This window comes from Polynucleobacter corsicus (assembly GCF_018688255.1).
GTDB lineage: Bacteria > Pseudomonadota > Gammaproteobacteria > Burkholderiales > Burkholderiaceae > Polynucleobacter > Polynucleobacter corsicus.
Genome location: NZ_CP061314.1, coordinates 1581415 through 1606947, shown reverse-complemented (window position 1 = coordinate 1606947; position 25533 = coordinate 1581415). Strand labels below are relative to the sequence as shown.

The 25533-nt window shown below is 46.0% G+C and carries 26 protein-coding genes; 20 read left to right on the top strand and 6 right to left on the bottom strand.

The genetic code is table 11. The features are described 5' to 3' along the window. Positions 1-7: 7 nt before the first annotated feature. From C2747_RS08335 to ccmI, 15 genes are all read left to right on the top strand, one after another. The gene (locus C2747_RS08335) at positions 8-1534 is read left to right on the top strand and encodes a cryptochrome/photolyase family protein (protein WP_215331190.1); all 1527 of its coding nucleotides are present in this window, start codon (positions 8-10) and stop codon (positions 1532-1534) included. An 87-nt stretch (positions 1535-1621) separates the two neighbouring features. Continuing rightward, positions 1622-2074: a DUF2452 domain-containing protein gene (locus C2747_RS08330; RefSeq protein WP_215331188.1), complete on the top strand. Its 453-nt coding sequence runs from the start codon at positions 1622-1624 to the stop codon at positions 2072-2074. Between the two features lie 27 nt (positions 2075-2101). Beyond that, complete coding sequence (locus tag C2747_RS08325) at positions 2102-3082, top strand: quinone oxidoreductase family protein (RefSeq protein WP_215331186.1); 981 nt, start codon at positions 2102-2104, stop codon at positions 3080-3082. Positions 3083-3246: 164 nt separating this feature from the next. After that, complete coding sequence (locus C2747_RS08320) at positions 3247-4104, top strand: metal-dependent hydrolase (protein WP_215331184.1); 858 nt, start codon at positions 3247-3249, stop codon at positions 4102-4104. Positions 4105-4135: 31 nt separating this feature from the next. Then, positions 4136-4870 carry a transporter substrate-binding domain-containing protein gene (locus C2747_RS08315; RefSeq protein WP_215331182.1) on the top strand — a complete coding sequence of 245 codons (735 nt, stop codon included), beginning with the start codon at positions 4136-4138 and terminating at the stop codon, positions 4868-4870. A 19-nt stretch (positions 4871-4889) separates the two neighbouring features. After that, complete coding sequence (locus C2747_RS08310) at positions 4890-5858, top strand: Bug family tripartite tricarboxylate transporter substrate binding protein (RefSeq protein WP_215331180.1); 969 nt, start codon at positions 4890-4892, stop codon at positions 5856-5858. Positions 5859-6023: 165 nt separating this feature from the next. Next, complete coding sequence (gene ccmA, locus C2747_RS08305) at positions 6024-6671, top strand: cytochrome c biogenesis heme-transporting ATPase CcmA (RefSeq protein WP_215331178.1); 648 nt, start codon at positions 6024-6026, stop codon at positions 6669-6671. Beyond that, complete coding sequence (gene ccmB / locus C2747_RS08300; RefSeq protein WP_215331176.1) at positions 6668-7333, top strand: heme exporter protein CcmB; 666 nt, start codon at positions 6668-6670, stop codon at positions 7331-7333. Before ccmA ends, ccmB begins: the two co-directional genes overlap by 4 nt. A gap of 32 nt (positions 7334-7365) precedes the next feature. Further along, the gene (gene ccmC / locus C2747_RS08295) at positions 7366-8100 is read left to right on the top strand and encodes a heme ABC transporter permease CcmC (RefSeq protein ID WP_433915494.1); all 735 of its coding nucleotides are present in this window, start codon (positions 7366-7368) and stop codon (positions 8098-8100) included. Then, positions 8100-8288: a heme exporter protein CcmD gene (gene ccmD / locus C2747_RS08290; RefSeq protein WP_215331172.1), complete on the top strand. Its 189-nt coding sequence runs from the start codon at positions 8100-8102 to the stop codon at positions 8286-8288. Before ccmC ends, ccmD begins: the two co-directional genes overlap by 1 nt. Beyond that, the gene (ccmE, locus tag C2747_RS08285; RefSeq protein WP_215331170.1) at positions 8285-8716 is read left to right on the top strand and encodes a cytochrome c maturation protein CcmE; all 432 of its coding nucleotides are present in this window, start codon (positions 8285-8287) and stop codon (positions 8714-8716) included. Before ccmD ends, ccmE begins: the two co-directional genes overlap by 4 nt. Beyond that, entirely contained in the window at positions 8716-10635 is a 1920-nt protein-coding gene (locus C2747_RS08280; protein ID WP_215331168.1) for a heme lyase CcmF/NrfE family subunit, read from the top strand. Before ccmE ends, C2747_RS08280 begins: the two co-directional genes overlap by 1 nt. Continuing rightward, on the top strand, positions 10632-11156 hold the full coding sequence (locus tag C2747_RS08275) for a DsbE family thiol:disulfide interchange protein (RefSeq protein WP_215331166.1): 525 nt from the start codon (positions 10632-10634) through the stop codon (positions 11154-11156). The genes C2747_RS08280 and C2747_RS08275 overlap by 4 nt, the downstream gene beginning before the upstream one ends. Then, entirely contained in the window at positions 11156-11644 is a 489-nt protein-coding gene (locus C2747_RS08270; RefSeq protein WP_215331164.1) for a cytochrome c-type biogenesis protein, read from the top strand. The genes C2747_RS08275 and C2747_RS08270 overlap by 1 nt, the downstream gene beginning before the upstream one ends. 1 nt (position 11645) lies before the next feature. Beyond that, on the top strand, positions 11646-12842 hold the full coding sequence (ccmI, locus tag C2747_RS08265) for a c-type cytochrome biogenesis protein CcmI (RefSeq protein ID WP_215331162.1): 1197 nt from the start codon (positions 11646-11648) through the stop codon (positions 12840-12842). Here the strand turns inward: ccmI and C2747_RS08260 are convergent, their stop codons facing one another. After that, positions 12843-13604 (bottom strand): SDR family oxidoreductase, encoded by a 762-nt coding sequence (locus tag C2747_RS08260; protein ID WP_215331160.1) that lies wholly within the window; start codon positions 13602-13604, stop codon positions 12843-12845. Positions 13605-13720: 116 nt separating this feature from the next. Here C2747_RS08260 and C2747_RS08255 point away from each other — a divergent pair, with 116 nt between their 5' ends. The 3 genes from C2747_RS08255 to C2747_RS08245 are packed head-to-tail and all read left to right on the top strand — an operon-like array spanning position 13721 to position 17057. Beyond that, entirely contained in the window at positions 13721-15022 is a 1302-nt protein-coding gene (locus C2747_RS08255; protein ID WP_215331158.1) for a TAXI family TRAP transporter solute-binding subunit, read from the top strand. Positions 15023-15050: 28 nt separating this feature from the next. After that, positions 15051-15806 (top strand): 2OG-Fe dioxygenase family protein, encoded by a 756-nt coding sequence (locus tag C2747_RS08250; RefSeq protein WP_215331156.1) that lies wholly within the window; start codon positions 15051-15053, stop codon positions 15804-15806. A gap of 6 nt (positions 15807-15812) precedes the next feature. Continuing rightward, positions 15813-17057, top strand: coding sequence for an MFS transporter (locus C2747_RS08245; protein ID WP_215331154.1), 1245 nt, complete (start codon positions 15813-15815; stop codon positions 17055-17057). On the opposite strand, the gene C2747_RS08240 is transcribed toward C2747_RS08245, so the two are convergent. Further along, positions 17052-18686, bottom strand: coding sequence for a SulP family inorganic anion transporter (locus tag C2747_RS08240; protein ID WP_215331152.1), 1635 nt, complete (start codon positions 18684-18686; stop codon positions 17052-17054). The genes C2747_RS08245 and C2747_RS08240 overlap by 6 nt on opposite strands. Before the next feature lie 13 nt (positions 18687-18699). Continuing rightward, on the bottom strand, positions 18700-19101 hold the full coding sequence (locus tag C2747_RS08235; protein ID WP_215331150.1) for a DUF2177 family protein: 402 nt from the start codon (positions 19099-19101) through the stop codon (positions 18700-18702). An 89-nt stretch (positions 19102-19190) separates the two neighbouring features. On the opposite strand from C2747_RS08235, the gene C2747_RS08230 reads away from it, so the two are divergent. Continuing rightward, the gene (locus C2747_RS08230; protein ID WP_215331148.1) at positions 19191-19631 is read left to right on the top strand and encodes a universal stress protein; all 441 of its coding nucleotides are present in this window, start codon (positions 19191-19193) and stop codon (positions 19629-19631) included. A gap of 64 nt (positions 19632-19695) precedes the next feature. On the opposite strand, the gene C2747_RS08225 is transcribed toward C2747_RS08230, so the two are convergent. After that, entirely contained in the window at positions 19696-21135 is a 1440-nt protein-coding gene (locus tag C2747_RS08225) for a M23 family metallopeptidase (RefSeq protein WP_251374738.1), read from the bottom strand. Positions 21136-21266: 131 nt separating this feature from the next. On the opposite strand from C2747_RS08225, the gene C2747_RS08220 reads away from it, so the two are divergent. Continuing rightward, the gene (locus tag C2747_RS08220) at positions 21267-22400 is read left to right on the top strand and encodes a mandelate racemase/muconate lactonizing enzyme family protein (RefSeq protein ID WP_215331146.1); all 1134 of its coding nucleotides are present in this window, start codon (positions 21267-21269) and stop codon (positions 22398-22400) included. 77 nt (positions 22401-22477) lie between these two features. Here C2747_RS08220 and C2747_RS08215 read toward each other — a convergent pair whose 3' ends face one another. Together C2747_RS08215 and C2747_RS08210 are read right to left on the bottom strand one after the other, a co-directional pair. Next, positions 22478-24490 (bottom strand): TRAP transporter permease, encoded by a 2013-nt coding sequence (locus C2747_RS08215; RefSeq protein ID WP_215331144.1) that lies wholly within the window; start codon positions 24488-24490, stop codon positions 22478-22480. Positions 24491-24566: 76 nt separating this feature from the next. Further along, positions 24567-25517 (bottom strand): TAXI family TRAP transporter solute-binding subunit, encoded by a 951-nt coding sequence (locus tag C2747_RS08210; RefSeq protein WP_215331142.1) that lies wholly within the window; start codon positions 25515-25517, stop codon positions 24567-24569. Between the last annotated feature and the right edge of the window lie 16 nt (positions 25518-25533).

Sequence of the window (25533 nt, the reverse complement as noted above, 5' to 3'; positions counted from 1 at the left end):
CGCTGGCTTGAAAAAGCTCATACTGATTTTAGGCGATCAACTAGATATCGATAGTGCCGCCTTAAAAGACATCAACCCTAAAGCAGATGAAGTGCTGATGGTTGAGTCTGCTAATGAAGCGCAGCACGTTTGGTCTCATAAGGCGCGGATTGCTCTATTTTTATCGGCAATGCGCCACTTTGCTGAGCATCTAAAAGAATTGGGTTTTACTCTCACCTATATTCAACATTCGCCCAAGACTATTGTTGAGGAGCTTAGTCAAAAGATTAGCAGCGGTAAATTCACGCATCTGGTTTGTGTTGAGCCTGGGGAGTGGCGCCTTAAGCAATCGATTGAAGCTTTGGCCGCAGAACTCAACATTGTTCTAGAAATGCGGCAAGACAGCCATTTTTATTGCACACATGCAGAATTTAAAGAATGGGTTGCCAATAAAAAAGAGTTGCGACTGGAGTACTTTTATAGACTCCTGCGTAAAACCCATGGGATCTTGATTGATCAAGAGGGTAACCCTGAGGGCGGGCAGTGGAACTTCGATCGAGATAATCGCAAACCTTTTCCAAAGAAGGGCCCTGGCTTAATTCCACCTCCAGAACTATTTGCACCAGATGCTATTACTAAAACTGTGTTGGCTGAAGTGGAGAAGCGCTACCCGGATCATCCTGGATCGCTAGCGCATTTTCAGTGGCCAGTAACCCGTCAAGATGCGCTGCAAGCTCTGACAGGATTTGTTGAGCACCGCTTAGCAACGTTTGGTATTTATGAAGATGCGATGTGGACGGACACACCGTTTGGTTGGCACTCACTGTTATCGAGTTCATTGAATTTGAAGTTGCTCAACCCCAGAGAAGTGATTGATGCCGTTTTGGTTTCTTGGAAAAAGTATGATTTGGAATTGGCGACGGTAGAAGGGTTTATTCGTCAAATCCTAGGTTGGCGAGAATTTGTACGAGGCATGTACTACCTAGATATGCCGCAAATGGCGCTTGATAATTTTTACGGTCATCAGAATGCATTGCCTTCCTGGTATTGGACTGGCAACACCAAGATGAAGTGTATGCAGCAGGCGATAGGCCAAACGCTGGAGTATGGGTATGCCCACCATATTCAACGCCTGATGGTGACTGGTAACTTTGCATTGCTTGCAGAAGTCTTGCCAAAAGAGGTTTGCGATTGGTATTTGGCGGTGTATGTTGATGCGATTGAGTGGGTAGAGTTGCCCAATACGGCGGGTATGGCCTTATTTGCGAGCGGTGGCCGCTTCACTAGTAAGCCTTATATTGCCAGTGGCGCCTACATTAAGAGAATGAGCAACTATTGCGGCTCTTGCCAATATAAGCCTGATATTCGATTTGGGGAGGGCGCCTGCCCGATGACTACCCTCTATTGGAACTTTCTCATTAAGCATCGCACCCAATTTGAGGCAAGCCCGCGTACTCGGTTGATGACTGCCAACCTATCCCGTATTAGCGATATCGATCAGCAGGCAATCGTGCTCCATGCCAAAGGCCTTTTAGGGGATTTAAACTCCTTGTAAGAGTCTTACCCTATTTATAGCTGGAAAAAACGCATTTTGTGAATTTGTGTCACACTTTCACTATATAAATCAGCAGGTTAAAAAGTTATGAGAATTGAAGATACTGATCCAGCACGGCATGCTGGTATTGAATATCCCATGGAAGTGGGTGCACCTGTATTTGCACCGATTAAGGTCTTAGAAGAAAAAGACAAGGCGGTCAATGTCGCACGCCAGAACGCCAAGCTTGAATACGATCGCATCATGGAGCAGGCTGAAGTATTAATGAAGCAGGCACGCTCTCTTCAGGCTCGTTTGGATGCCACAGAAATGGTTCATAGTGCCAAATTTAGTTTTAATCCCCTTCATGGAAAAACCTACCATCTCTACTTCGACAGCCGCATTGGCAGCAATGTATTGATTCAGAACGGGCCTGATCAGTGGAGCTGTGGTATTCCGGACGCCTGGACTTATTCGATGGCGGTCAAAAAGCTTGGGGATAGTACCTGGGCTATCGTTGAGGAGGATGAGACCGTCTCTTCCTCGCTTGCAGTAAGATAATTTTTTATAAAAATAATAAGGTGACTTGTGACAACTGCTCGAATTGTTAGTCTTTCGGAACTCGGCAATGCCGATGTGATTCAGTTAATCGATAAAGAGCTTCCAGCTCCTGGTAAAGGCGAAGTGCAACTTCGTCAAACCGCCATTGGTTTTAACTTTATAGATGTGTACCAGCGCTCTGGTGTTTATCCCTTGGAACTGCCAACGGGTTTAGGTCATGAGGCGGTCGGTGTAGTTGAAGCACTTGGTGAAGGCGTTACTCGATTCAAGATAGGCGATCGTGTGACCTACATGAATGCCGGTATTGGTGCTTATGCCAGTGCGCGCAATGTTGCAGTGGATAAATTGGTTTCAGTACCAGATAATGTATCTGATGAAATTGCTGCTGCTGTGTTTTTCAAAGCAATGACTGCCCAATACTTAGTTCAAAAAACTTATAAGGTGAAGTCTGGGGATGTCGTCTTAGTTCACGCTGCCGCTGGTGGTGTTGGCCAAATTCTATCGGGATGGGCAAAATCTTTGGGTGCCTTTGTAGTGGGTACCGTAGGATCTGAAGCCAAGTTTGCCGCAGCCAAAGAAGCGGGCTGTGATGCTGTAGTGGACTACTCAAAACCAAATTGGGTCGAAGAGTTTATGAAGGCAACAGGCGGTCGTAAAGCGAATGTAGTTTATGACTCAGTTGCTAAGACTACTTTCTTGGGATCACTCGATTGTGCTGCACCATTTGGCACGGTCGCCTTATTCGGCGCTGCCTCTGGACCTGCTCCAGAGATTCAGCCGGAGATTCTGAATAAGAAGGGTTGTCTCTTCTTAACTAGACCTTCCGTATTCCCGCACAACGCCACTCCCGAGTTGCTACAAGAAAATGCTCGCGCAGTATTTGATGCGATTGCTCAGGGTCGTGTGAAAGTGCAGATTGGTGCCAAGTTTAAGCTTGAGCAGGCTGCTGATGCGCACAAAGCAGCAGAAGGTAGAAAAGTTTCGGGCGCGATCGTCATTACGCCGTAAACGAAATGTTGAGTTATCAGAGCCCCGCTAAGGCGGGGTTTTTTTATTGGAGACAGGCAACATCTATCAATTGATGCAGTGCCACATAAACTGAGATCCAAAAACTCAATTCCACTTTCTCGGCTATAGTTTGACAAGATCAATTAAAAAACTCGGAGGCAGTAATGCGTAGATATATTTTGTTGAATACTTTTTTAGTTGGGATTGCTGCTGCATTCTTAATGGTTTCCTCAGTATCTGCCCAAGCTCAAGCGCCGGGTAAATCTAGTGCGCAGCCCGCAACAGAAGTTTTGTGGTTAGGACAGGCTGGATTTCGTATTAAAAGTCCTGGGGGCAAGACCATCTTGATCGACCCATGGATTACTGGCGGCCCTAAAACTCCCGCTATTTATAAGAATGATTTGTCTGCTATTGGCCCGATTGATTTGCTATTGGTAACGCATGCTCACGTCGACCACATTGGTGACGCACCTGCGCTTGCAAAAATGAATAACACCAAGCTATACGGACCTGCAGATATGGTGACTCCATTAATTACTCTGGGGATATTGCCGGCTGATCTTGGTTATCGCTTCAACAAAACTGGCCGTGTGACGCCATTACCTGGTATTAAGGTTACGGCAGTACAGGCTGAGCACTCCTCCTTGCTAGTGTGGAAAAATCCGGCAACTGAAAAGATGGAGTCGCACCCAGCAGGTGAGGCGATGGGCTACATTATTGAGCTTGAGAATGGCTTCAAAATTTGGCACATGGGTGATACGGGGCTTTTTGGTGATATGAAATTTATTGGTGAGCATTACAAGCCAGATTTAGTCATGATCCCCATTGGCGGTAATTTCACTATGGCACCAGATGATGCTGCTTATGCCTTACGTACTTGGGTGAAGCCAAAAATGGTGATACCAATGCATTACAACTCCAATCCATTGGCAAAGGGTACCTTGGCGGAATTCCAAGAGGCTATGAAGGGTAGCGCAATTAAGATTGTTCCCATGACTGAGGGGCAGACAGTTCAGTTCTAATTAATTGAATGCGCTGTTAAATAGGAATTTTATGAGCCCTATTTCGCCTGAAGTGAGGATGCAACTCGCGCCTAATGGGGTTCTGTCTGCTGCGGTGTATTTAGGCAACTTCTTATTAGTTACTGGTCGATCACCTTCTGGGGAGCCTATTGGGATTGCGCCTGATATTTGCCGGGCGATTGCAAAACACTTGGGTGTGGAGTTAAGTTTGCAGGGATTTAATACGCAAGACGAAGTTGTCGAGGCTGCCGTCAGCGGCAGATGTGGCATCTCCTTATTGGGCTCTGACCCCGCGCGCGCTCAGAAGGTCACTTTTACTCCTGCTTATGTCGAGCTAGAGGCTTGCTATTTGGTTCCCGCCAACTCTCCCATCACTGAGTTGTCACAGGTAGATCAGCCAGGAGTGAGGATTGCATCTTTTTACAAAAGTGCTTATGACTTATGGTTACAGCGTAATCTTAAACATGCCAGCTTAGTTCATGCTGATAGTGTGAAAGCCAGCAATGAATTGTTTGTCAGTGAGAAATTAGATGCTCTGGCAGGCTTGAAAACTGGCCTAGTTGCTGCTTCTCAAGATATTCCTGGATCCAGAATTTTGGATGGCCAATTTACTGGAATACAGCAGGCGATTGCCACACAAAAACCCCACCTAGAGTCGGTTGAGTTTTTGAATAATTGTGTAGAAGAATTCATTAGATCTGGCTTGGTGGCTGATCTCATTAGCCAATATCAGGTACAGGGTCTATCAGTTGCACCGCTCCCTTAAATATCTTCAGAAAAATCATATGCAAAAGTTTTTCCTGGCCCTCATTTTGGGTTCAAGTTTATTCACTCAAGCTGCGATTGCTCAAGTAGCGACTTATCCAAATCATCAAATTAAAATCATCTCCCCATTTGCTACTGGTGGTATCGCGGATGGATTTTCACGAATCATTGCCCAGGGATTAAGCGAAGCTTTTGGGCAGCCGGTAATAGTAGAAAATAAAACGGGTAGTGGAGGTAATATCGGGGCTGATTTTGTGGCCAAATCACCGGCAGATGGCTACATCTTGATTATGGGCAGTATTGGTACGCACGCAGTAAACCCCTTTTTAGTAAAGAGCATGCCTTATGACCCCTTCAAGGATTTTGTACCAGTAGCTTTTGTGCTTGATGCCGAAGGTTTATTGGCTGTTAATCCTAGCGTCCCGGTAAAAAATGTCAGTGAGCTCATTAGCTACATCAAAGCTAATCCAGGAAAAGTATCTTATGGATCTGGTGGCATCGGTACCGCTAGTCATTTGGCAGGAGAGCTTTTTATTCTCACTGCAAAGGTGGATATGACGCACATTCCTTACAAGGGAAATGCATTGGCAATTACGGATTTGATTGGCGGCCAAACTCAATTAATGTTCGCCACGATGCCCACAATTCTGCCTTATGTGAAGAGCGATAAATTACGTGGCTTAGCAGTTACCGGTGCCACAAGAGATCCTTCGATGCCCGATTTACCTTGTATGAGTGAGACACTGCCTGGATTCGATGTCAAAAATTGGATTGGCTTATTTGCTCCCGCAGGCACGCCCCCTGCAATTGTGAAGAAGCTCAATGCTGAGGTGGGAAAAATTATGCAACAGCCAGCCGTGCAGAAAAAGCTAGAGGCAGAAGGGGCTAAGTATTACGCCATGTCACCCGAATCCTTTGGGTCATTTCAGAAGAAAGAATCAGTCCTCTGGGGCAAGATTATTAAAAGCGCCGGTATTAAGCCTGAATAGCAGCATGATTCAAGTGCGGAGTGCTTCTCCCTCACTCCGCATATAATTGGCTAAGCGCTTGAATTAAAAGAAATTTATTCTTTGAATACTGTTTTAGGTGGTTTGACAGCCCCAAGTGGGTCTTGGACAATGCCTGAGGTGGTTTGATTCAAGCCATTTCTTCCAATGACAGCGACCAATTCCCCCTTCCCAGCAACTGCAACCGCAGCCCTCGAGGCTCGGGGAATTTCTTGCGTGCGCGGTGATAGAGCGCTTTTCTCAGGCCTCGATTTAGAGTTATTTGCTGGGCAGTGCCTCCATATTCGTGGCGAGAATGGCGTAGGTAAAACAAGTCTATTGCGCTTGCTCACTGGCTTGGCTGCTCCTGATTCTGGAGAGGTTCTTTGGTGTGGTCATCCTATCAAAAAACCAGTATCGGAATATCACAGCAAGCTATTGTTTTTGGGTCATCGAGATGCGCTAAAAGAAGATCTTAGTGCCATTGAGAATTTGCGCATGTATGCGGCGATTGATGGCATTGCACTCTCCGAGCAAGACGCTTTTGCTAGCTTATGGCGATTTGGTCTGAAGGGGCGCGAAGATCTGCCTGTCCATTGTTTATCAGCTGGACAGAAAAAACGTGTTTTGATGGCGCGTATGCTAACGCGACGGGCGCAGATCTGGATTTTGGATGAACCCTTTAACGCCCTAGACACCCATGCCGTGGGAGAGTTACAAGATTTGATTGTCGAGCATCTTCAGGGCAATGGTTTGGTCGTGCTGACTAGTCATCAGCCCTTAGCTGTTTCCGGTCTGCGAGTATTGGATCTATGAACGCCTTTATTGCTATCGTCCATCGTGATCTATTGCTAGTGATGCGTCGTAAGAGCGAGGTTCTCACTGCATTGTTTTTCTTTGTGATTGTGACGAGCTTATTTCCATTGGGGATTGGTGCTGATACTGCCTTGCTAAGAAAGATTGCGCCTGGCGTGATTTGGGTTGCAGCCTTGCTCTCAACCTTGCTGGGTTTGCAGCGGATGTTTGCAGCAGATTACGCAGACGGCACCCTAGAGCAACTGGTCTTGTCCCCGAATTCATTTACCGCCTTAGTATTTGGCAAGATCGTCGCTCATTGGCTGGTGTGTGGGCTACCTTTGGTTTTGTTGGCGCCGGTGATCGGCATTCAGTTTGACTTAGATGCCCAGTCCTTAAAGGTGCTGATGGCCGCCTTATTGCTCGGAACACCTGTTTTATCATTGCTAGGCTCGGTTGGGGCTGCCCTCACCCTAGGGGTAAGGGGTGGTAGCGTATTGATGAGTCTGTTGATCTTGCCGCTCTATATTCCGGTGTTAATTTTTGGGGCTGGCGCCGTATACGCTAGCAGTGTAGGACTGGATATCACGGGGCATTTTTCACTGTTAGGCGCTTTATTGATTTTGGCATTAGCATTTGTACCTTGGGTTAGTGCGAGCGCTGTAAAGATTGCTATTGAATGAGTAATATAAATAATTTATCTTCTAGTCACGTAATGAGCTGGTTCAAATTTTCGAGTCCGAGCGCTTTCTATCCGCTGGCTGGAAAAATGATTCCTTGGTTCTGGGCACTCACCATTATTTTTGGAGCTGCCGGCTTGTGGGTAAGTTTCTTTGTGGCGCCAGTAGATGCAGTGCAAGGTCAGGGTTATCGCATCATTTTTGTTCATGTTCCCGCTTCTTGGATGTCGATGTTCATCTACGTGGTGATGGCCGCATGGGCTGGATTAGGTCTGATATTTAATACTCGTCTATCAGCCATGATGGCTCAGGCACTGGCTCCGATCGGCGCCTTGATGGCTTTCTTATCTCTGTGGACTGGTGCATTTTGGGGTAAGCCGATGTGGGGCGCTTGGTGGGTATGGGACGCGCGCTTAACTTCGGAATTAATCCTACTGTTTTTGTATCTCGGTTTTATCGCCCTCCAGGCCTCTATTGATAATGTGCGCCGTGCCGATAAAGCGGGCGCGATCCTCGCCTTGGTAGGCGTGGTGAATGTACCTATTATTTATTTTTCAGTGAAATGGTGGAATACCTTGCATCAAGGCGCCTCTGTTTCGCTAACTAAAGCACCAGCCATGGCTCAGACCATGCTTTGGGGGATGTTGTTAATGGCCTTATGCTTATGGATGTACTCAATTGCAGTAGGGTTAATGCGTGTGCGCGCCATCATTTTGGAGCGCGAGGCTCATACTGATTGGGTTAGGCAATTAAATGAGGTGAAGCGGTAATGTGGAATAGTTCGGCTGAATTCTTTGCCATGGGTGGTTATGCCCCCTATGTATGGTGCAGCTTTGGTGCCTGTGCTCTGGTGTTCTTATTGGAGCCCCTGGCTGTTCGCGCACGCCATAAGAAAATCGTACGCAGACTGCAACGTGAAGTGTTAGCGGAGCAGTTTGATCAAAAGGGTAGCAAGTGAAACCAAGATATAAGCGAGCTGCCATTATTGTTGGCGCACTAATTGCCATTAGCATCGCGGCAGTATTAATTTTGAATGCCCTTAACAGCAATATTGCTCTGTACGTCACCCCGAGTGAGGTTGCTGCCGGTAAGTCACCATCTGGTCAAGTCTTCCGTATTGGTGGCATGGTCAAGGATGGATCGGTTAAGCGGGATGGCTTAACGGTGAACTTTGTGATTACCGATATGGTGAAAGATATTCCGGTGGCCTACACTGGCATTCTTCCGGATTTGTTTAAAGAGGGTAAGGGCGCAGTCATTCAAGGTCGCCTTGACCCAAGTGGAAAATTCGTTGCGAGTGAAGTATTGGCTAAGCACGATGAGAACTATATGCCTCCAGAGGCAAAGCATGCTTTAGAGCAGGCTCAAAAAAATGGAAATAAATAATGATTCCTGAATTTGGGCATTACGCATTAATACTGGCCTTATGTATCGCCATCATTCAGGGGACACTGCCATTGGTTGGCGCACATCAAAGTCGCCGTGAATGGATTATCTTAGCTAGGCCAGCCGCACAAACTGTTTTCCTATTGCTTGGTATTGCCTTTGTGATTTTGGCCTGGAGCTTTTACTCAAATGATTTTTCTGTTCTTTATGTAGCAGAGCATTCCAATTCACAAATGCCCGTCATTTATCGCTTGGGTGCGGTATGGGGCGGTCATGAAGGCTCCTTGTTACTGTGGATCTTCTTATTGTCTACTTGGACATTTTTAGTTTCCCAGCTTTCGAAGGCGCTAGATGAGTTTATGGTGGCGCGAGTGATTGGCGTATTGGGTTTGGTGACTACCGGCCTACTGCTATTTGTGCTCGCCACCTCCAATCCTTTTGAGAGACTGCTGCCAGCCGCTCAGGATGGACGATCTCTCAATCCTCTACTGCAAGATCCAGGTTTGGTCTTTCATCCGCCAATGTTGTACATGGGGTATGTTGGCTTTTCAGTAGCGTTTGCATTTGCGATTGCCTCTTTGTTATCCGGACGTTTAGATGCTGCTTGGGCACGCTGGTCGCGTCCATGGACAACGGCTGCTTGGGTATTTCTCACGCTCGGTATTGCACTAGGTTCTTGGTGGGCTTATTACGAACTCGGTTGGGGTGGTTGGTGGTTCTGGGATCCTGTTGAGAATGCATCATTCATTCCCTGGCTAGTTGGTACCGCTTTGCTTCATTCGCTTGCGGTTACAGAGAAGCGTGGCGGCTTTAAGAGTTGGACAGTGTTATTGGCAATTACTGCTTTCTCACTATCGCTTTTGGGAACCTTCCTAGTTCGATCTGGAGTGCTCACTTCAGTTCATGCGTTTGCAACTGATCCTACGCGCGGCGTCTTTATTTTGATTTTCTTGGTGCTGGTGGTGGGCTCTTCTTTGACGCTTTATGCTTGGCGCGCTCCCAAAAGTACCCTTGGTGGTAAGTTCAGCCTAACATCCCGTGAAACCTTTATCTTGCTAGGTAACGTTTTCTTGGTGGTATCCGCTGCTTCAGTACTCTTAGGTACTCTCTACCCTTTATTGATTGATGCTCTGCATTTAGGAAAGATCTCAGTAGGGCCTCCATATTTCAATAGTGTCTTTGTACCCATCATGATCCCATTGTTAGTGCTGATGGGAATTGGGCCTTGGACAAGCTGGAAGAACTCTAATCTCTTGGATGTGATTAAGCGCTTATGGATTGCAGCCCTGGTCGCAGTGATTGCAGCGGCTTTAATTCCGTTTGCTATGGGTGCATTTACATGGCTTAGCAGCCTTGGTTTCTTATTGGCTTTCTGGGTGATTACTTCTGGCGTATTACAAATTATTCGTCAAGCAAAAGCAGGTAAGCCAACGCGTTCATTTATTGGTATGCAGGTAGCGCATTTGGGGATAGCAGTCTTTACGATTGGCGTCACCATGGTGGGTGCCTATCAAGAGGAAAAAGATGTGCGTATGCTCGCTGGTGAAAGCGTTAGTGTCGGTGGCTACGATATTCAGCTTCAGGGCGTTAGAGCCGTTCCTGGCCCCAACTATAAAGCGATACAAGGCACTTTCTTATTAACCCGCAACGGGAAACTAGAAACTACGATGTACCCAGAAAAGCGTAATTATTTTTCATCAACGATGCCTATGACTGAGGCGGCGATTGATGCAGGTCTCACCCGAGATATTTATATTTCATTGGGTGAAGAGTTGGAAGATAAAGCCTGGGCAGTGCGAGTGTATTACAAGCCATTTGTGGATTGGATTTGGGGCGGTTGTGTACTGATGGCTTTGGGTGGTTTGCTGGCAATGTCTGATAAGCGCTATCGTATGAAGTTGAAGAAGGTAGCAGCATGAAAGCCAAGTTTTTAATCCCACTGATTTTGTTTGTCATTCTGGTTGGATTTTTAGCGGTAGGCTTGAATCGTGACCCACAGGAAATACCTTCGCCACTAATTGGTAAGCAAGCACCCGCCTTTGAAATACCTCAGCTGGCAGATCCTCAAAAAACCTTTTCACCAGCGAGTATGAAAGGCAGGCCTTGGATTTTGAATGTCTGGGCTTCTTGGTGTGTTGCTTGCCGTGAGGAGCACCCCGTTCTTGTTGAGCTGGGTAAATTGCAATTAGCGCCAATTATTGGATTGGATTACAAAGATAAGCGTGACGATGCGATGACTATGCTTGCTCGTCAAGGCAACCCCTACCTATTGTCAGCTTTTGATGCCAATGGTCGCGTAGGTATTGATTATGGCGTCTATGGCGTTCCAGAGACCTACGTGATTGACAAGACTGGCGTCATTCGGTTTAAGCATATTGGACCAATCACGATGGAATTACTTCGTAAGAAGATCATTCCTTTGTTGGATGAGCTCAAATAATGTTGAAAAAGACACTTCAATCCCTCTTACTCACTTTTATTGTGCTGTGCTCTATCAGTGCGTCTGCTAAAGATGCAGTGCCTTTGGCTGATGACCCTGTCACGGAGCAGCGTCTGATTGTGATTTCAGAAGAAATGCGCTGCTTAGTTTGTCAGAATGAATCTCTTGCAGGTTCACGCTCTGATTTGGCAAATGATTTGCGCCGAGAAATTCGCATCCTGATTAATGAGGGCAAGACAGACGAGCAAATTCGGAATTTTATGGTGGAGCGTTATGGGGACTTCGTCCTATATCGTCCCCCTGTGAAGCCAATCACCTGGCTCTTATGGATAGGCCCTTTTATAATTTTGCTCGCAGGAATTATTGGCTTGATGGTGTATCTACGTCGCAGAAATAAAGCCGTACCTAGCACCACACTATCTGAAGCGGATAATCGTCGCATTGATGAACTACTTCAGGATGCCAAGTCCAGTTCAATAGAAAAATAACATGACTAGTTTTGTAATCTCCGCTTTTCTTTTATTGATCCTAGTCTTGGTGCTGTTATTGCGCCCATTGTTTTTTCCTGCGAAAGAATCCTCAACCTCGCGTCGCCAGATGAATGCAGCCATCTATCGGGAAGAGCTTGATAAGCTCGAGGCTGATCGTTTGGCGGGTACAGTAGATAGCCGAAGCTATGAGCAGACTCATGCAGAAATGCGTCAGCGGCTTTTTCAGGATACGGATGAAGCCGATGATCATGCGGTACTGGGCTCTCCTAAAAAAACCATCATTGGGATTTGTCTTTTTGTGGCAATACTCTCAGGGGGTTTCTATTTCTACCTAGGTGATGCCGCTCAGATTGCCCAGAAGAGTACTGAGAAGCCGATGACTCAAGAGTCAGTTGAAAAGATGGTTGATGAGTTCGCTGCCAAGATGGACAAGGAGCCTGACAATCTCAAGGGCTGGGCTATGCTGGCGCGCTCCTATCGGATTTTAGGCCGCAATACCGAGGCTGCAAATGCCTACGCTCGTGCCGGCTCATTTGTTGATTCAGACCCACAATTATTGGCTGACTATGCCGATGTCTTAGCAGCCAACGCGAATGGTAATTTTGCTGGTAAGCCACAGCAATTGATTAATAAGGCATTAGCTCAGGATCCTAATAATTTATTAGCCCTTTGGCTTTCTGGAACTGCCGCTTTTAATGCGCAGAACTATAAGGCTGCAGTGCAGTCTTGGGAGAAGTTAGCAAAGCTATTGCCCGCCGAGTCCGATGAGGCTCGTGCGATTGCAGCCTCTATTGCAGAGGCGCGTAGCAAGGGTAGCCTTGCACCAGTTAGTAAGCCAGCAATCAGTAATCAAGGTGCAAGCGTGACTGGACAGGTAGACATTGCACCAGAGCTGAAGTCCAAAATTAAAGCAGGTGATGTTTTGATGGTGATTGCCCGTAAGCCAGGCGAGCGCATGCCAGTGGCTGTTCTCAAAACTCCGGTTACTGCATTCCCAATCAACTTTGTTTTGAATGATGCTTTAGCAATGAGTCCCAATGCATTGATTTCTCAACTGCCTGAAGTATCAGTTGAGGTGCGTATTTCCAAAACGGGAATGGCAATGCCAGAATCTGGCGATTTGATATCTGCACCGCAAACAATTAAGGTAGGCACTTCCAATGCCCGCCTCGTCATTGGGCAGATTAGGCCCTAATTAGCCCCGACCAATAAATGGCATATTGCTTGCCATAATGGTCATCGACAGAATATTGCTCTCTAAGGGGAGCTGGGCCATATGCAAGACGGCTTGTCCAACATGATCTACATCCATGAGTGGCTCAATCTTCTTTGAGCCATCTGGCTGCAAAATACCAGCAGCCATGGGAATAGTCATTTCAGTGCCGGCATTACCTATATCGATTTGACCGCAGGTAATATTGAATGGGCGACCATCCAATGCAATAGATTTAGTTAATCCAGTCATGGCATGTTTAGTGGCGGTGTATGGTGCAGACATTGGACGGGGCGCATGTGCAGAGATGGAGCCATTATTAATAATTCGGCCACCTTGCGGAGACTGAGCCTTCATCATGCGGATGGCCTCTTGAGAGCATAAGAAAGCGCCGCAGAGATTGGCATTAACCACATTCATCCACTGTTCATAGCTCAGCTCTTCCATGGGAATAGCTGGCGCTCCCATGCCGGCATTGTTGAAGAGCGCGTCAATGCGGCCAAACTGTTTTTGGATTTCTGTAAATAGGGTTTTTACTTGCTCTGGTTTGCCGACATCGCAGCTCACTGCGAGGCAGTTTTGACTGCTCCCACCAATATCATGAATGGCTAAGTTGAGCTTCTCGAGATTTCGACCGGTCAGAACAACTCTAAATCCACCTTGCAACAGTGCTTTTGCTGCGGCTTTTCCGATACCTGTTCCAGCCCCTGTGACTAGGGCTACTTTATTGGCAGCTGAATTCATGAATGTCCTAATGGCTCTATAAAACCCCCATCTTATCCTGAAATAATTCGAATCAATTCATTCTGCTCTAGATCCATGGGCTCGGGGCATAATGGCAAAAACAAGCAGAATTTTTTATGAACTTCATACGCAAAAATATCTATAACCCTATTGCGGTTGGCATAGCCTTTTTGGGTCTAGTGGCCTTGCTGTTTGCCACACTCTGGGTGCTCGTACCGCCTCCACCGAGATCGATTGAATTGGCCACAGGTTTCCCAACCGGTCTTTATCAGAAATTTGGTGAAAGACTCCAGAGTGAACTTGCTGAGCAAGGCGTATCTATGAAATTGCGTACGACCGGCGGAACAGGTGACAACTTAGCCTTACTCAGTGACCAGCATTCCGGCGTAGATTTTGCAATGGTGCAGGGTGGTGTAGCCGATCTATCTAAATATCCTAACTTAGTTTCTATTGCGGGCGTGTTTTATGAGCCGGTATGGGTTTGGTATAGGGAATCTAGCTTTAAAAATGAAGGTGGACGTTTAAGCTTATTGAGTCAATTAAAAGGCAAGCGTGTCTCGATTGGTAATGATGGCAGTGGCACCCTGTCCTTGACGACTAAGTTACTTGAAGCAAGCGGATTGAGTATGAATGACTTTCATGCTGAAAAGTTAAAGCCGCTGGATGCCTTGGAAAAATTTAAGAAGAATGAATTGGATGCAGTCTTCATTGTTAGCGCAGCTGAGGCGCCCATCCTGAAAAATTTTTATGCAACACCCGGCATTCGTTTAATGAGTTTTGAGCAGGCTGATGCTTATGTCCACCTATTTCCTTTCTTATCAAAGGTCACTGTACCTCGTGGGGTTGTGAGTATTGCATATGATCTTCCGCGTCAGGATATACAGGTACTGGCTGCAACGGCAACCTTAGTTGGTAAAGATGATGTTAACCCTGCCCTAGTAACATTATTACTGGGGGACACTTATGACGTTCTGAAAAACTATTCTTATTTGCAAAAGCCGGGAGAATTCCCATCTGGTACTGGCCTTGATTTTCCTCTACATGTTGATGCTGAAATCTATTTAAAGGATGGTCCGTCTTTCTTGCATCGCCACCTACCTTTCTGGACGGCGGTATGGATTGGGCGCTTTGCCAAAATTGTGATTCCATTACTCGTCATTTTGATTCCTTTATTTACCTATATTCCCGCTGCTAAGAATTTCTTTTTACGTCTCAAGTTATCCAGGGTGTACGAAGAACTGAAGGTCATAGAGAAAAATGCATCTGTCCCAGAGTTAAAAGAAAAAAACTATAGAGATTTGGTAGATATTGAGCGAAGAGTTGGGAATATTAGAGTTTCTATGCTGGATGCAAAAGAGTTGTATGACCTAAAAGGTCACGTAGGAGAGGTGCGAGGTCGTTTGAATTTGCATTCCTAATGCATTGGTATGCGCCTAAAATAAACCCATGACTCTTTCCAGCCTTTTACCGCCACTAACGCCCGCTAAGGATTTGGTTCAATCTTTACGAGATGATGGTTTTGCTGTTGTCTCTGCTCAGGATGTGGCGCAGATTGCACATGTGGATCTTGATCAGCTTCGCAACCTCACTCAGTTTTGGGAAGGCTTGCCCAGAGACCCCTATCTTAAGGATGGTGGACGGTATCGCTTTCGCCGCCATTCAAGCTTTGAGATCAAGGGAAAATCTTTAGCTACCGTGCCGCATCGTGCCCACTGGCAGTCTGTCAATTACAACGCCTTGCATGGCGGTATTGAACGTTGGTTTGAGCCTTCCCAAACTGAGCTCACTAGCAATCCTGCTTGGCATGCCCTTTTGCTGGGATTGACTCATATTCTGGATGGCGTTAAGCAAGTAAACACCTGGTTTGTAGAAGCTCACCAATTTCGGATTGATACGACCGATGGGATTGGGCGACCAACTCCTGAGGGGGCTCATCGTGATGGCGTTGATTTTGTAGCTGTCTTTTTAATCAATCGAATCGATGTCAAGGGTGGCGAGACCCGAATTTTTAGTGCAACCGGCTCTACTGGTTTACGATTTACCCTCACTGAGCCTTGGTCTTTACTGCTGATGAATGATGAAAAAATGATTCATGAATCTACCCCTATTCAGCCCCTGGGGCAATATGGCTATAGAGATACTCTGGTGCTCACGTTCCGCTCGAACAGTTTTCAAGATTCCCCAAATAGTAGTCAGCAATAAGTTCTGATGCGCTTGAAACCCACTGGTTACACACCCCTAATGCTGATGGCGCAAACTTGCGCGCTATTGGGTTTTGCCTGTTACGCGGTGGTGTTAACCACATTGCAAGATGAGTGGCATCTGAGTAATTTGCAATCCGGCTTAATTGCTAGCGCCTTTTTCTTTGGTTATATGCTGATGGTTCCATTGGCAACCGCTCTCACCGATCGCGTTGATGCAAAAAAAGTCTATCTCGTAGGCGGTCTTTCAGCGACTTGTGGATTGCTCGGTATGGGCCTCTTTGCCTATAACTTCTGGACCGCTTTGATATTTATGGCACTCAATGGAGTCGGTTTAGCGGGTACTTATATGCCCGGCTTAAAAATTCTGTCTGATCGCATTAAGACCGGTGAGCTGACTCGCCATATTGCCTTTTATACCGCATTCTTTGGTATTGGCACTGGCTTCTCTTATCTTTGCTCTGGTTGGATCTTAAATAGTTTGGGCTGGCGCTATGTTTTTGGAATCATCGCCCTAGGTCCATTCACGGCATTATTGATTGTGCTCTCATTTATTCCTGCACTCGCCCATGAAAAGTGGCACGGTCCAATCCGTATTCGCTTGCACGATATTTTTCCGGTAGATAAGTGGCGCTTAGTCTTGCAAGACAAAACAGCCTCAGGATTTATCTTTGGCTATACCGCCCACTCCATTGAGTTATTTGCTTGCCGTAGTTGGATCGTAGCTTTTTTTGGTTTCTGTGCCATTGTGACAGGCGACCCCTTTCTATTAACTGCAACTACTCTTGCTGGCGTGATTAATTTCTTTGGTGTTCCTGCATCCATCATTGGAAATGAGATTGCCTTAAGAATAGGGCGTCAAAAATGGATTTTCTTTGTCATGTTATCTAGCGCAGCATTTGGTGTGGCGCTCGCTTGGTCAACAGGACAATCTTGGTGGTTAATTATTGCCTTAGCAGTAGGGCATACAATTTTCATCATGGCTGATTCTTCCACCTTAACTGCAGGCTTAGTCATAAGTGCTAAGGACGATATTAAAGGTGCTGCAATGGGGCTCCACTCCTTAATGGGCTTTGGAGGCGGGTTGTTAGGCCCGGCTATTTTTGGTTTTGTCCTGGACTTAACTGGCTCACGTACCTCGCAAATATCTTGGGTCTGGGCCTATGCTGCAGTGGTGGTTTGGGGTGTTCTATTTGTGCTGTATGAACGTCGTAATGGTTGGGTTAGTGGGTCTATCGCCCGCAAGTCATAATTCATTCATGGCTTTGGCAATGCCCTGCTGCAGGTCTGGGTAGATGCAATCGATAGGTAGGCGCTCTAGGAGGCCTGCTCGAATAGCCATCTCGTGGGGTTGATGTGCCAGTCCACAAATCATGAGATTAATATTACGATTTTTACAAACCGCTTCAAGTTCAAGCACCGCATCCATTCCAGAAACGTCGATATAGATCACATTCTTGAGGTCAAGTATCAATACTTTTGAGGGTAATTCGTTTTCAATGTTCTCCAGAATTTTGACTGCACCAAAAAAGATAGCGCCATAAACTCTGAATGCAGCAATCCTTCCCTGATACTGCTGTAGCTCTGGAAAATCAGCGAGATTGACCGGTTCATAGCGTGACAAACTGGAGATTCGATAGATGAAGGTAATGAATGCCAGCAGTAAGCCCACTTGTATTGCGATGGTGAGGTCTAATACGATGGTCAGAAAAAATACACTCAACATAGTTAAGCGATAAGGCAGACGAAATTGTTTGAGGTCTGCAAACTTTCTCCACTCACCCATATTCCAAGCAACAAACATGAGGATAGCTGCTAAGCTAGCCAGAGGAATATTTTCTGCTAGCGGAGCTCCAAATAAAATAATCACTAGCAATGTTACTGAGTGAATGATTCCAGCAATTGGAGTACTTCCCCCGCTCTGTATGTTGGTAACCGTTCTGGCAATCGTTCCTGTAGCCGGCATGCCACCAAAGAATGGGGTGACTACATTGGCAACACCCTGAGCCATCAGCTCTTGATTAGATTCATGACGATCATGAATCAGTCCATCAGCAATTCGGGCGCAGAGTAGCGACTCAATCGCTCCAAGTAGAGCGAGGGTAATTGCAGGCGCAATCACAAATTGTGCGGTGCCCCAGCTGATCGGGATCCATTCAAAACTCGGCAGACCAGAGGGGATGCCGCCAAAGCGACTGCCAATGGTATCTACTGGCAGATTAAATGTACTCGTGGTTATGGTGGCGGCAGCCATGGCAATGACGGTGCCTGGCAGATGACTCAGCTGCCCCAGCTGTTTTTGAAAGACTCTCCAAGCAATTAAAAAAGCGAGAGTTCCGCTGGATAGCATGAGTGCGATAGGGTTAACCGTATCGGCAGCAGCATACAGAGTTTGAATTGCTTGAAAAAACTCAGCAGGCATTTTGGTAATTTGAAGGCCAAAAAATTCTTTTACTTGAGATAAGCCGATTAATACAGCGATGCCGTTGGTAAAACCAATAATGACCGCTATCGGAATAAAGCGAATTAATGTCCCTAACCGAAAGAGACCCATTAGAAATAAAAATACTCCAGACATGATAGTTGCTAGAAGTAAATTGGCAACGCCATAGTGCTCAACAATGCCGTAAACGATGACGATGAATGCGCCAGCCGGCCCACCAATTTGCACGCGACTGCCGCCCAAGATGGAAATTAATCCGCCGGCAAGGATGGCGGTAAAGATGCCTGCTTCTGGTTTGAGTCCACTAGCAATCGCAAATGCCATCGCTAAAGGTAGTGCAACTACTCCAACCGTGATGCCTGCCAATATATCTTTGCTTAAAAGGGCGCCGTTATAGCCCTGAAGGGTGTCGAGTAGTTTGGGGTGAAAAAAACTCATGTGCGAAAGGCTCTTAAGCCATCCGATTGCCAACCCAGTAGGCAATCGTTGTGGATAGTGCGGTAACAGCAGATCCCCAGGCAATGTCTACAAATGCCAGGCGCATAGGAAAGTCGCGAATCACTGCAAGATTAGTGAGATCGTAAGTCATATAACAAAAGAACCCAAATAGGGCGCCATACTGCGCTGCATACATCCAGGATTGTTTTGAAATTGCTGGAAAGATTACGAAAATCGATGCCCCAAGCGCATACAAGAGATAAAAAGCTAGTCCTGCCCACAGCTTTGGCTCGCTAGCCATGAGCGAGTCCATTTCGTCACGATAGAGGTTTCTGGCAATGCCAAGCAACCAAATTAAATCAATGATGATCAATGTTGAGAGAAATGAAAAATACACTGCAAAGTACTTGAGCAATTTAGTTTCCTTTTTTATGCTTTCACAGTTGAATAATAAAGACTATGATGGAATGGAAGGCATTAGGGTTAATTTAACAGGAGTTAAATATGTTTAAGCGCTTATTAGTACCAGTCGATGGTTCAGATGTGAGCAAAAAGTCCTTAAAGAAGGTAGCTGAGCTTGCAAAGGCTCATAAAGCTGCGGTGACACTGGTTTATGTTTCCGATCCAATGCCACCAATGGTGTACTCCGATAGCTCTATGGGCTACGTAATTTCTCAAAAAGACCATAAGAAGGTCTGTGAAGCATACGCCAATGATGTCTTTAAAAAGGCCTCTCTTTTATTGGGTGCCAGCATAAAAGTAAGCACCCTTCATATCCCTAATAGCAATTTATCAGAGGGTATTTTGGATGGCGCCAAGAAATCGAAAGCTGACGTAATTGTGATGGCCTCACATAAGCGTACTGGTATTAAGAGCGTCTTATTGGGTAGCGAAACGCACGAGGTGATTGTGCATTCCAAGATACCGGTATTGGTACTTGGTTAAGAGCTAGCGCATCAAAAATAAAGGGGTCCAATGGGCCCCTTTTTCAATTACTGATTGACATCTCTTAGTTGATTGGTGGTGTACCTAGTAATAGAATTTCTCGGGTTAGCAATCCACTGTCACTATCGCGCATACTCCATAAATCTAGCTGAGTTTTTACAGCATAGGGATCAACATAGACCCCATCCTTTCTTAATTCAAAATGAAGATGGGGGCCAGTCGAGCGTCCGGTTGATCCAACATAGCCAATCTCTAGGCCACGCCGTACTTCATTGCCCACTTCTAGTTCTGAGTTGTAGTTACTCAAGTGGGCATAGTAGGTGCGGTAGTTACCAGGATGCTCAAGAATGATGAGGTTGCCGAACGCGCCGCTATAGCCCAAATGCACTATCTTGCCTGTAGCTACGCTAAAGATTGGCGTCCCAATTGGTGCCGCATAATCAATTCCCATATGGGTGCGATATCTTTGCTTGGGAGCGGCAGCAACAGCGCTACCGTTCTTTGGTGGCGCAGCTTTTTTGCTTGATGCTCTGACACTACCAACCCCGCGAGAGATGCGTCGATAGCTCAGGGGGTTGGTCCAGAAAGTACGTTCAATCGATTCTCCGCTGGCGGTATAAAAGCTCCCAGGAATATCACTTCTTTCGACCCAAAAAGCGCTGGCAAATACTTCACTTGAGGACGGTTCAATGATTTCCACCGCCCAAATTTGAGCCCAACGCTCCTTATCGCCAAAATCCACAATCAGGCGAACAATGCTATTGGTATTTTCAAGCGCATTATTTTCTTCAGGGTAAATTTGTTTGATGATCGAGTTCAGTTCCCAAACCAGTTCAACGGGTAATTTATCCCCCACTTTTTTGGGATCATAAAAAACAGTACTCAGAGGCAGTTGAATTTCCGTAAAACGCTTAGACTCATCTCTGAGATAGTCCTGTTGAATTAAAAAGTTACCCGCTGCTGATGGTGTAAAAGTCCAAATCTCAGTCTTAGCATCCTGTATCGGGCCATTCATGACGCTCAGGGATTCAAAGCGGTTGCGGTTGCCGAGGGCTAGTGCATAAGGAATGCAATTGCCCCGCATCCGATTAAAAAAACCTTTAGTTTGAGATTTAAAGAAATCATTGAATTCTCGGTTTTCTAAACCCAGATTCGCGGGAAGATTTTCTTCGCTAAAACTTCGACGCAGGCAACCACGTTGGACGCGATAGTCCAGATTCGCACCGCTTCCATTGCTATCCGCGCTCTCAATCCGTTTAAATAATTCAGGATTTAAGTTCATACTTTTGGTAGAGCGATTGAGTGAATTTTCTTTCAGCTGAATGCCAACCTGCTTATTACTAGCACTGACTGTTTTTTGCTTTACCTGAGGAGTTTTGTTAGTTTTGCTCGTTGGACTTGCTTGTTGAGCGTTCGCACTAGAAACCAGTACGATCAGAGAGAGTCCAACAACGCTGATGACGTTTCTTAATAAGTAAGGTAATTGGCTCGCTATTTTTTTCACTGCTCAATTATCCAATATTGTTGCCCAGCCCCCCGTTTTTTATGTTGTAGTGCAGCAATTTTCTATTGAAATTGGTCAAGGAAAGTGGCAAAAGTTGTAGATACAATCAATTTTTCGCTAAAGGAATTTTCATGCCCATTATTGAGTCAGTATCAGTTGCTGCAGTAGCGGTGCCCCTAGATAAGGTTACCTCCTTCTCCACTCGAACGGTTTCAGAGCGGCACTATTGCTTGGTTAAAGTGCGGGGCAAAGATGGCAATGAGGGTATTGGGTTTTGCTATGTCGGCAGTGCGGGTGGAGATATTGCCAAGATTGCCGTTGAGCAATTGCTGGCCCCAAAATTGATTGGTCAAAATAGTCATCGCAGCGAAGGTCTGTGGATGGACATGTATAACGAGTCTATCTTGCAAGGGCGCGCTGGCGCAGTCATGCGCGGCATCTCTATTCTTGATACCGCCCTCTGGGACTTAAATGCCCGTGCCGCGAAACTACCTCTTCACCAATACTTGGGGTCGGTCGTAGATGATCGCGTTCCAGCTTATGCCAGCGGTGGTTACTACCTTGATGGTAAAACCCCTGCCATGTTGGGTAAAGAAATGGAGTCCTACGTAAAACAGGGCTTTAAGGCCGTCAAAATGAAAGTAGGGCGCCTGTCCCCAAGAGAAGAGGAAGCTCGGGTTAAAGCTGCTCGTAAGGCCGTAGGTGAGGATGTTTTGCTGACCTTAGATGCTAACAATGCTTGGCGTGACCTGCCGACTGCTCTTGAATATATTCGCCGCTTTGAGGCATACAACCCCTATTGGATCGAAGAGCCATTCTCCCCAGATGCTATCGATCTACATGCGGTCCTAGCCCGTCAAACTAAGATCAACGTGGCTACTGGTGAGATGGAGGCTGGACGCTGGCGTTTTAGGGAGTTAATTGAATCTGGTGGCGTCGCTATTTTGCAGTCTGATGCGGCAGTCTGTGGCGGTATCACTGAGTGGCGTCGTATTTCTGCTTATGCGGATTTAAAGGGTGTGATTGTTTGCCCACATTGGATGCATGATCTGCATGCTCCTTTAGTGGCAGCAACACCAAATGCGCGTTTTGTGGAATTCTTCTTGGATGATCAGGTTTTGAACTTCCGTAGATTGATTAATAAGCAGCTCACCTTCAAGAATGGTGATCTGATCTTGCATAAGACGCCAGGCTTAGGATTTGAGTTTGATGAAACTGCTATCAAAAAGTATGCTGGTAAGGCTGCTTGGACCAAGATTATTTAAAGTATTTCAATTCTCGGCAATAAAAAATCCCGCTCAAGAGGCGGGATTTTTTATGATCTTGAACTGCTTCAATAGGTTCAGGTGGATTTGGGATTGAGTTTGTAGTGGGTCATGAGTTGGGTGACCAGTACCAAAGCAAAACCAATAAAACCAATCAGATCAGCTTCCGTAGAGGGATAGGCTAAAGCCACCCCGGAGATCACCATGATGACGCGCTCAAATACTTTGGTTTTTTCAATAAACCAACCCTGTAAGCCACCAGCCAAACAGATGATGCCAACTACGGCAGTAAATGAAATCCAGGCAATCTGCATCCAGTCAGCCTGCTCTAGAGCGCTGGTAGAGCCCATCAGAAGTAAGCTCACGCCTGATTCATCGAGGACAAACATAAATGGCACCAAGATCGCTGGAGCAACATACTTCCATGTCTGTAGCGTTGTCTTGTAGGGATTGCCTTTGCAGATTGCCGCTGCTGCAAAAGGAGAAAGTGCAGTTGGGGGTGACACCTCTGAAAGTACCGCGTAATAGAAGATGAACATATGTGCAGCAAATGCAGGCACACCTAAGTTAATGAGTGCCGGCGCAGCGATTACAGCGCAAATAATATAAGAGGCGGTTACTGGTACTGCGAGGCCGACGATCCAGACAATCAATGCTGTAAAGATGGCCGTTAACAGCAATGAGCCTCCCGCATATTGAATCACGATGGAGCTAAATTTGAGACCTAGGCCAGTGAGGGTAACAGTACCAACGATGAGGCCTGCGCCCGCACACGTTGCTGCAATTGCCAATACGCCTGTAGAGCCAGACGAGAGTGCCTTCGATAAACTCGAATTGTAAAGACCGGAGAGTATCGGTTCTTTACCTTTAAACCAGGCCCATGGAATGATCGCAGTATCTTCGCGCAACATGCTAGAAAACGCAGAAACAACGGTTGCCCAAAATACTGACATCACTGGCGAGAAGCCAAACATCATGAAAACTACAATAGAAATTAAAGAGAAAAAATGAAACCAATATTTTTTGGTTAACTGCCAGGCGCTTTCCGCCGATGGAAAGTGAATATTTTTCATGCCGTACTTGCGTACGTCGATTTCAACCATGACAAACAAGCCAAGGTAGAACAGAATTGTGGGAATAGTTGCCATGAGCAACACATCTAAGTAAGAGATTTTGAGGAAGTCAGCAATCAGAAAGGCGGCTGCTCCTAACACTGGTGGTGAGATGATCGCACCAAGTCCGCCTGCAGCTAAAAGACCACCTGCGGCATTTTTATCGTATCCTACTTTGTCAAGCATCGGCGCGGCTACAGAGCCGACCGTAACGGTAGTTGCTACACCTGATCCTGATGGGCCGCCCATGAGGAAGGAGGACAAAACAATCGTTCTACCTACCCCAGATGATTTGCCGCCCATTGCAGCAAAAGAGAAATCGATAAAGAATTTTCCTGCGCCAGTAAATTGCAAAAAGGCGCCAAAGATAGTGAAAAGAATAATCAGGGTTGCAGAGACGTCGACTGCGGTGCCATAGATGCCCTCTAGACTCATGTACATATAACCCACGAGTCGATCTAAGCCGTAACCTTTGTGAGTCCATGGGGCTGGAAGATAGTTGCCAAAGAAAGCATATAACAAGAAAAGTACAGTAACGGTGACGAGCACCATACCGTTGGTTCTTCTCACGCCCTCAAGGATGAGCAGTATGAGAGCGATACCAACCATGACATCAGTAGAGTTTGGGGCGGTGTTTCTGTCCATGAGATCATCGCCGCCTGCCAGAATGTAATAGGCGATAGCAACTGAGCATATGGCAAATAAAACATCCCAAAATTTCAACTGGTTTTTAAAGCGAGCGGTAATAGGAAAGCTTAAGAACACTAGAAACAAGACTAGGGCAACGTGAATCACTCTGAGCTGATGCGTTGGAACGATCGAGTAGGCTGCATATAGATGAAACAAAGACATGCCTATTGCCACCAGAGAAATGAATACAGCTAGTAGACCTTTGTAGTCATTAGAATCACCCTCTTCTTGCTTAATGAAGGCATCTAATTTTTCTTGGGTTTCGTTATCAATTACATTCTGATTCATGTCTTATTCAATCTATTTTTATATTTATGCATGGCATTAAAGCGGAAGGGGTGAGATTAACTCACCCCGATATGGCTTAGTTTACTTTGATACCTTTTTCTTTAAAGTACTTCAATGCGCCTGGATGAAAGGCAATTGGTGAGGCGTTTGCTTTTTGGTTCTCTAGCTTGATATTTCTGTACTCAGCATGTGAGCGGACAAGTTCAAGCTGATTATCAAAAATAGCTTTAACAATTTTGTATGCCTCTGCATCAGACATCGAAGCGCTCACAACCAAAAGATTAGCAACCGCTGCAACTTTATTATCTTTCTCCATGCCGCTATAAGTTTGCTTCGTAATTACGGATGGGAAATAAAGATTGCCATATTTTTTATTCATGGCGGGAATTTCAGCAGTAGTGTCCACCATCACAATTTTCATGCCAGGACTGTTTGCTAAATCGGTAACGGCAGCAGTTGGTAATCCACCCACCCAAAAGAAGGCGTCAATCTTGCGGTCTTTTACAGCATTGACAGATTCTGCAACGCTCAAGCGCTCACGTTTGACATCTTTATCTTTATCCAGCCCCGCAGCCTCTAACAAGCGAAAAGCCATTACTTCAGTAGCACTGCCTGGTGAGCCTGTACTGATGCGCTTACCTTTGAGATCTTTCATGGTCTTAATGCCAGTGGATTCCACGGTAGCAACGTGCATGAGGTTTGGATACAGTATGAGTAGGTTGCGTAAATCTACTGGCTTGCCCTTAAATTTATCCTCACCATCTTGAGCATCTTTAGCGGCATCAGCCATTGAGAATCCAACGTAAGGTTTGCCAGTACCAACGAGTTTTAAGTTATCAACTGAGCCACCTGTAACCTCAGCAGTTGCTGACATTCCTGGTATATGCTTGGATAAGACTGAGGCTAGGCCTCCGCCCATTGGGTAGTAAACGCCACCAGTTCCGCCAGTTGCAATAGAAATGTTTTGGGCTTGTACAGCACCGAACAACATTGTGAGTGACACAGAAATTACTTTAATCAGCTTCATTTTGTCTCCTGTTTTT

Coding starts and splice junctions, on each gene's coding strand:
- C2747_RS08330 (WP_215331188.1), top strand. CDS start 1,622: ATGAGAATTGAAGATACTGATCCAGCACGGCATGCTGGTATTGAATAT.
- C2747_RS08320 (WP_215331184.1), top strand. CDS start 3,247: ATGCGTAGATATATTTTGTTGAATACTTTTTTAGTTGGGATTGCTGCT.
- C2747_RS08315 (WP_215331182.1), top strand. CDS start 4,136: ATGAGCCCTATTTCGCCTGAAGTGAGGATGCAACTCGCGCCTAATGGG.
- C2747_RS08310 (WP_215331180.1), top strand. CDS start 4,890: ATGCAAAAGTTTTTCCTGGCCCTCATTTTGGGTTCAAGTTTATTCACT.
- ccmA (WP_215331178.1), top strand. CDS start 6,024: ATGACAGCGACCAATTCCCCCTTCCCAGCAACTGCAACCGCAGCCCTC.
- ccmB (WP_215331176.1), top strand. CDS start 6,668: ATGAACGCCTTTATTGCTATCGTCCATCGTGATCTATTGCTAGTGATG.
- ccmC (WP_433915494.1), top strand. CDS start 7,366: ATGAGCTGGTTCAAATTTTCGAGTCCGAGCGCTTTCTATCCGCTGGCT.
- ccmD (WP_215331172.1), top strand. CDS start 8,100: ATGTGGAATAGTTCGGCTGAATTCTTTGCCATGGGTGGTTATGCCCCC.
- C2747_RS08280 (WP_215331168.1), top strand. CDS start 8,716: ATGATTCCTGAATTTGGGCATTACGCATTAATACTGGCCTTATGTATC.
- C2747_RS08275 (WP_215331166.1), top strand. CDS start 10,632: ATGAAAGCCAAGTTTTTAATCCCACTGATTTTGTTTGTCATTCTGGTT.
- C2747_RS08270 (WP_215331164.1), top strand. CDS start 11,156: ATGTTGAAAAAGACACTTCAATCCCTCTTACTCACTTTTATTGTGCTG.
- ccmI (WP_215331162.1), top strand. CDS start 11,646: ATGACTAGTTTTGTAATCTCCGCTTTTCTTTTATTGATCCTAGTCTTG.
- C2747_RS08260 (WP_215331160.1), bottom strand. CDS start 13,604: ATGAATTCAGCTGCCAATAAAGTAGCCCTAGTCACAGGGGCTGGAACA.
- C2747_RS08255 (WP_215331158.1), top strand. CDS start 13,721: ATGAACTTCATACGCAAAAATATCTATAACCCTATTGCGGTTGGCATA.
- C2747_RS08250 (WP_215331156.1), top strand. CDS start 15,051: ATGACTCTTTCCAGCCTTTTACCGCCACTAACGCCCGCTAAGGATTTG.
- C2747_RS08245 (WP_215331154.1), top strand. CDS start 15,813: ATGCGCTTGAAACCCACTGGTTACACACCCCTAATGCTGATGGCGCAA.
- C2747_RS08240 (WP_215331152.1), bottom strand. CDS start 18,686: ATGAGTTTTTTTCACCCCAAACTACTCGACACCCTTCAGGGCTATAAC.
- C2747_RS08230 (WP_215331148.1), top strand. CDS start 19,191: ATGTTTAAGCGCTTATTAGTACCAGTCGATGGTTCAGATGTGAGCAAA.
- C2747_RS08220 (WP_215331146.1), top strand. CDS start 21,267: ATGCCCATTATTGAGTCAGTATCAGTTGCTGCAGTAGCGGTGCCCCTA.
- C2747_RS08215 (WP_215331144.1), bottom strand. CDS start 24,490: ATGAATCAGAATGTAATTGATAACGAAACCCAAGAAAAATTAGATGCC.
- C2747_RS08210 (WP_215331142.1), bottom strand. CDS start 25,517: ATGAAGCTGATTAAAGTAATTTCTGTGTCACTCACAATGTTGTTCGGT.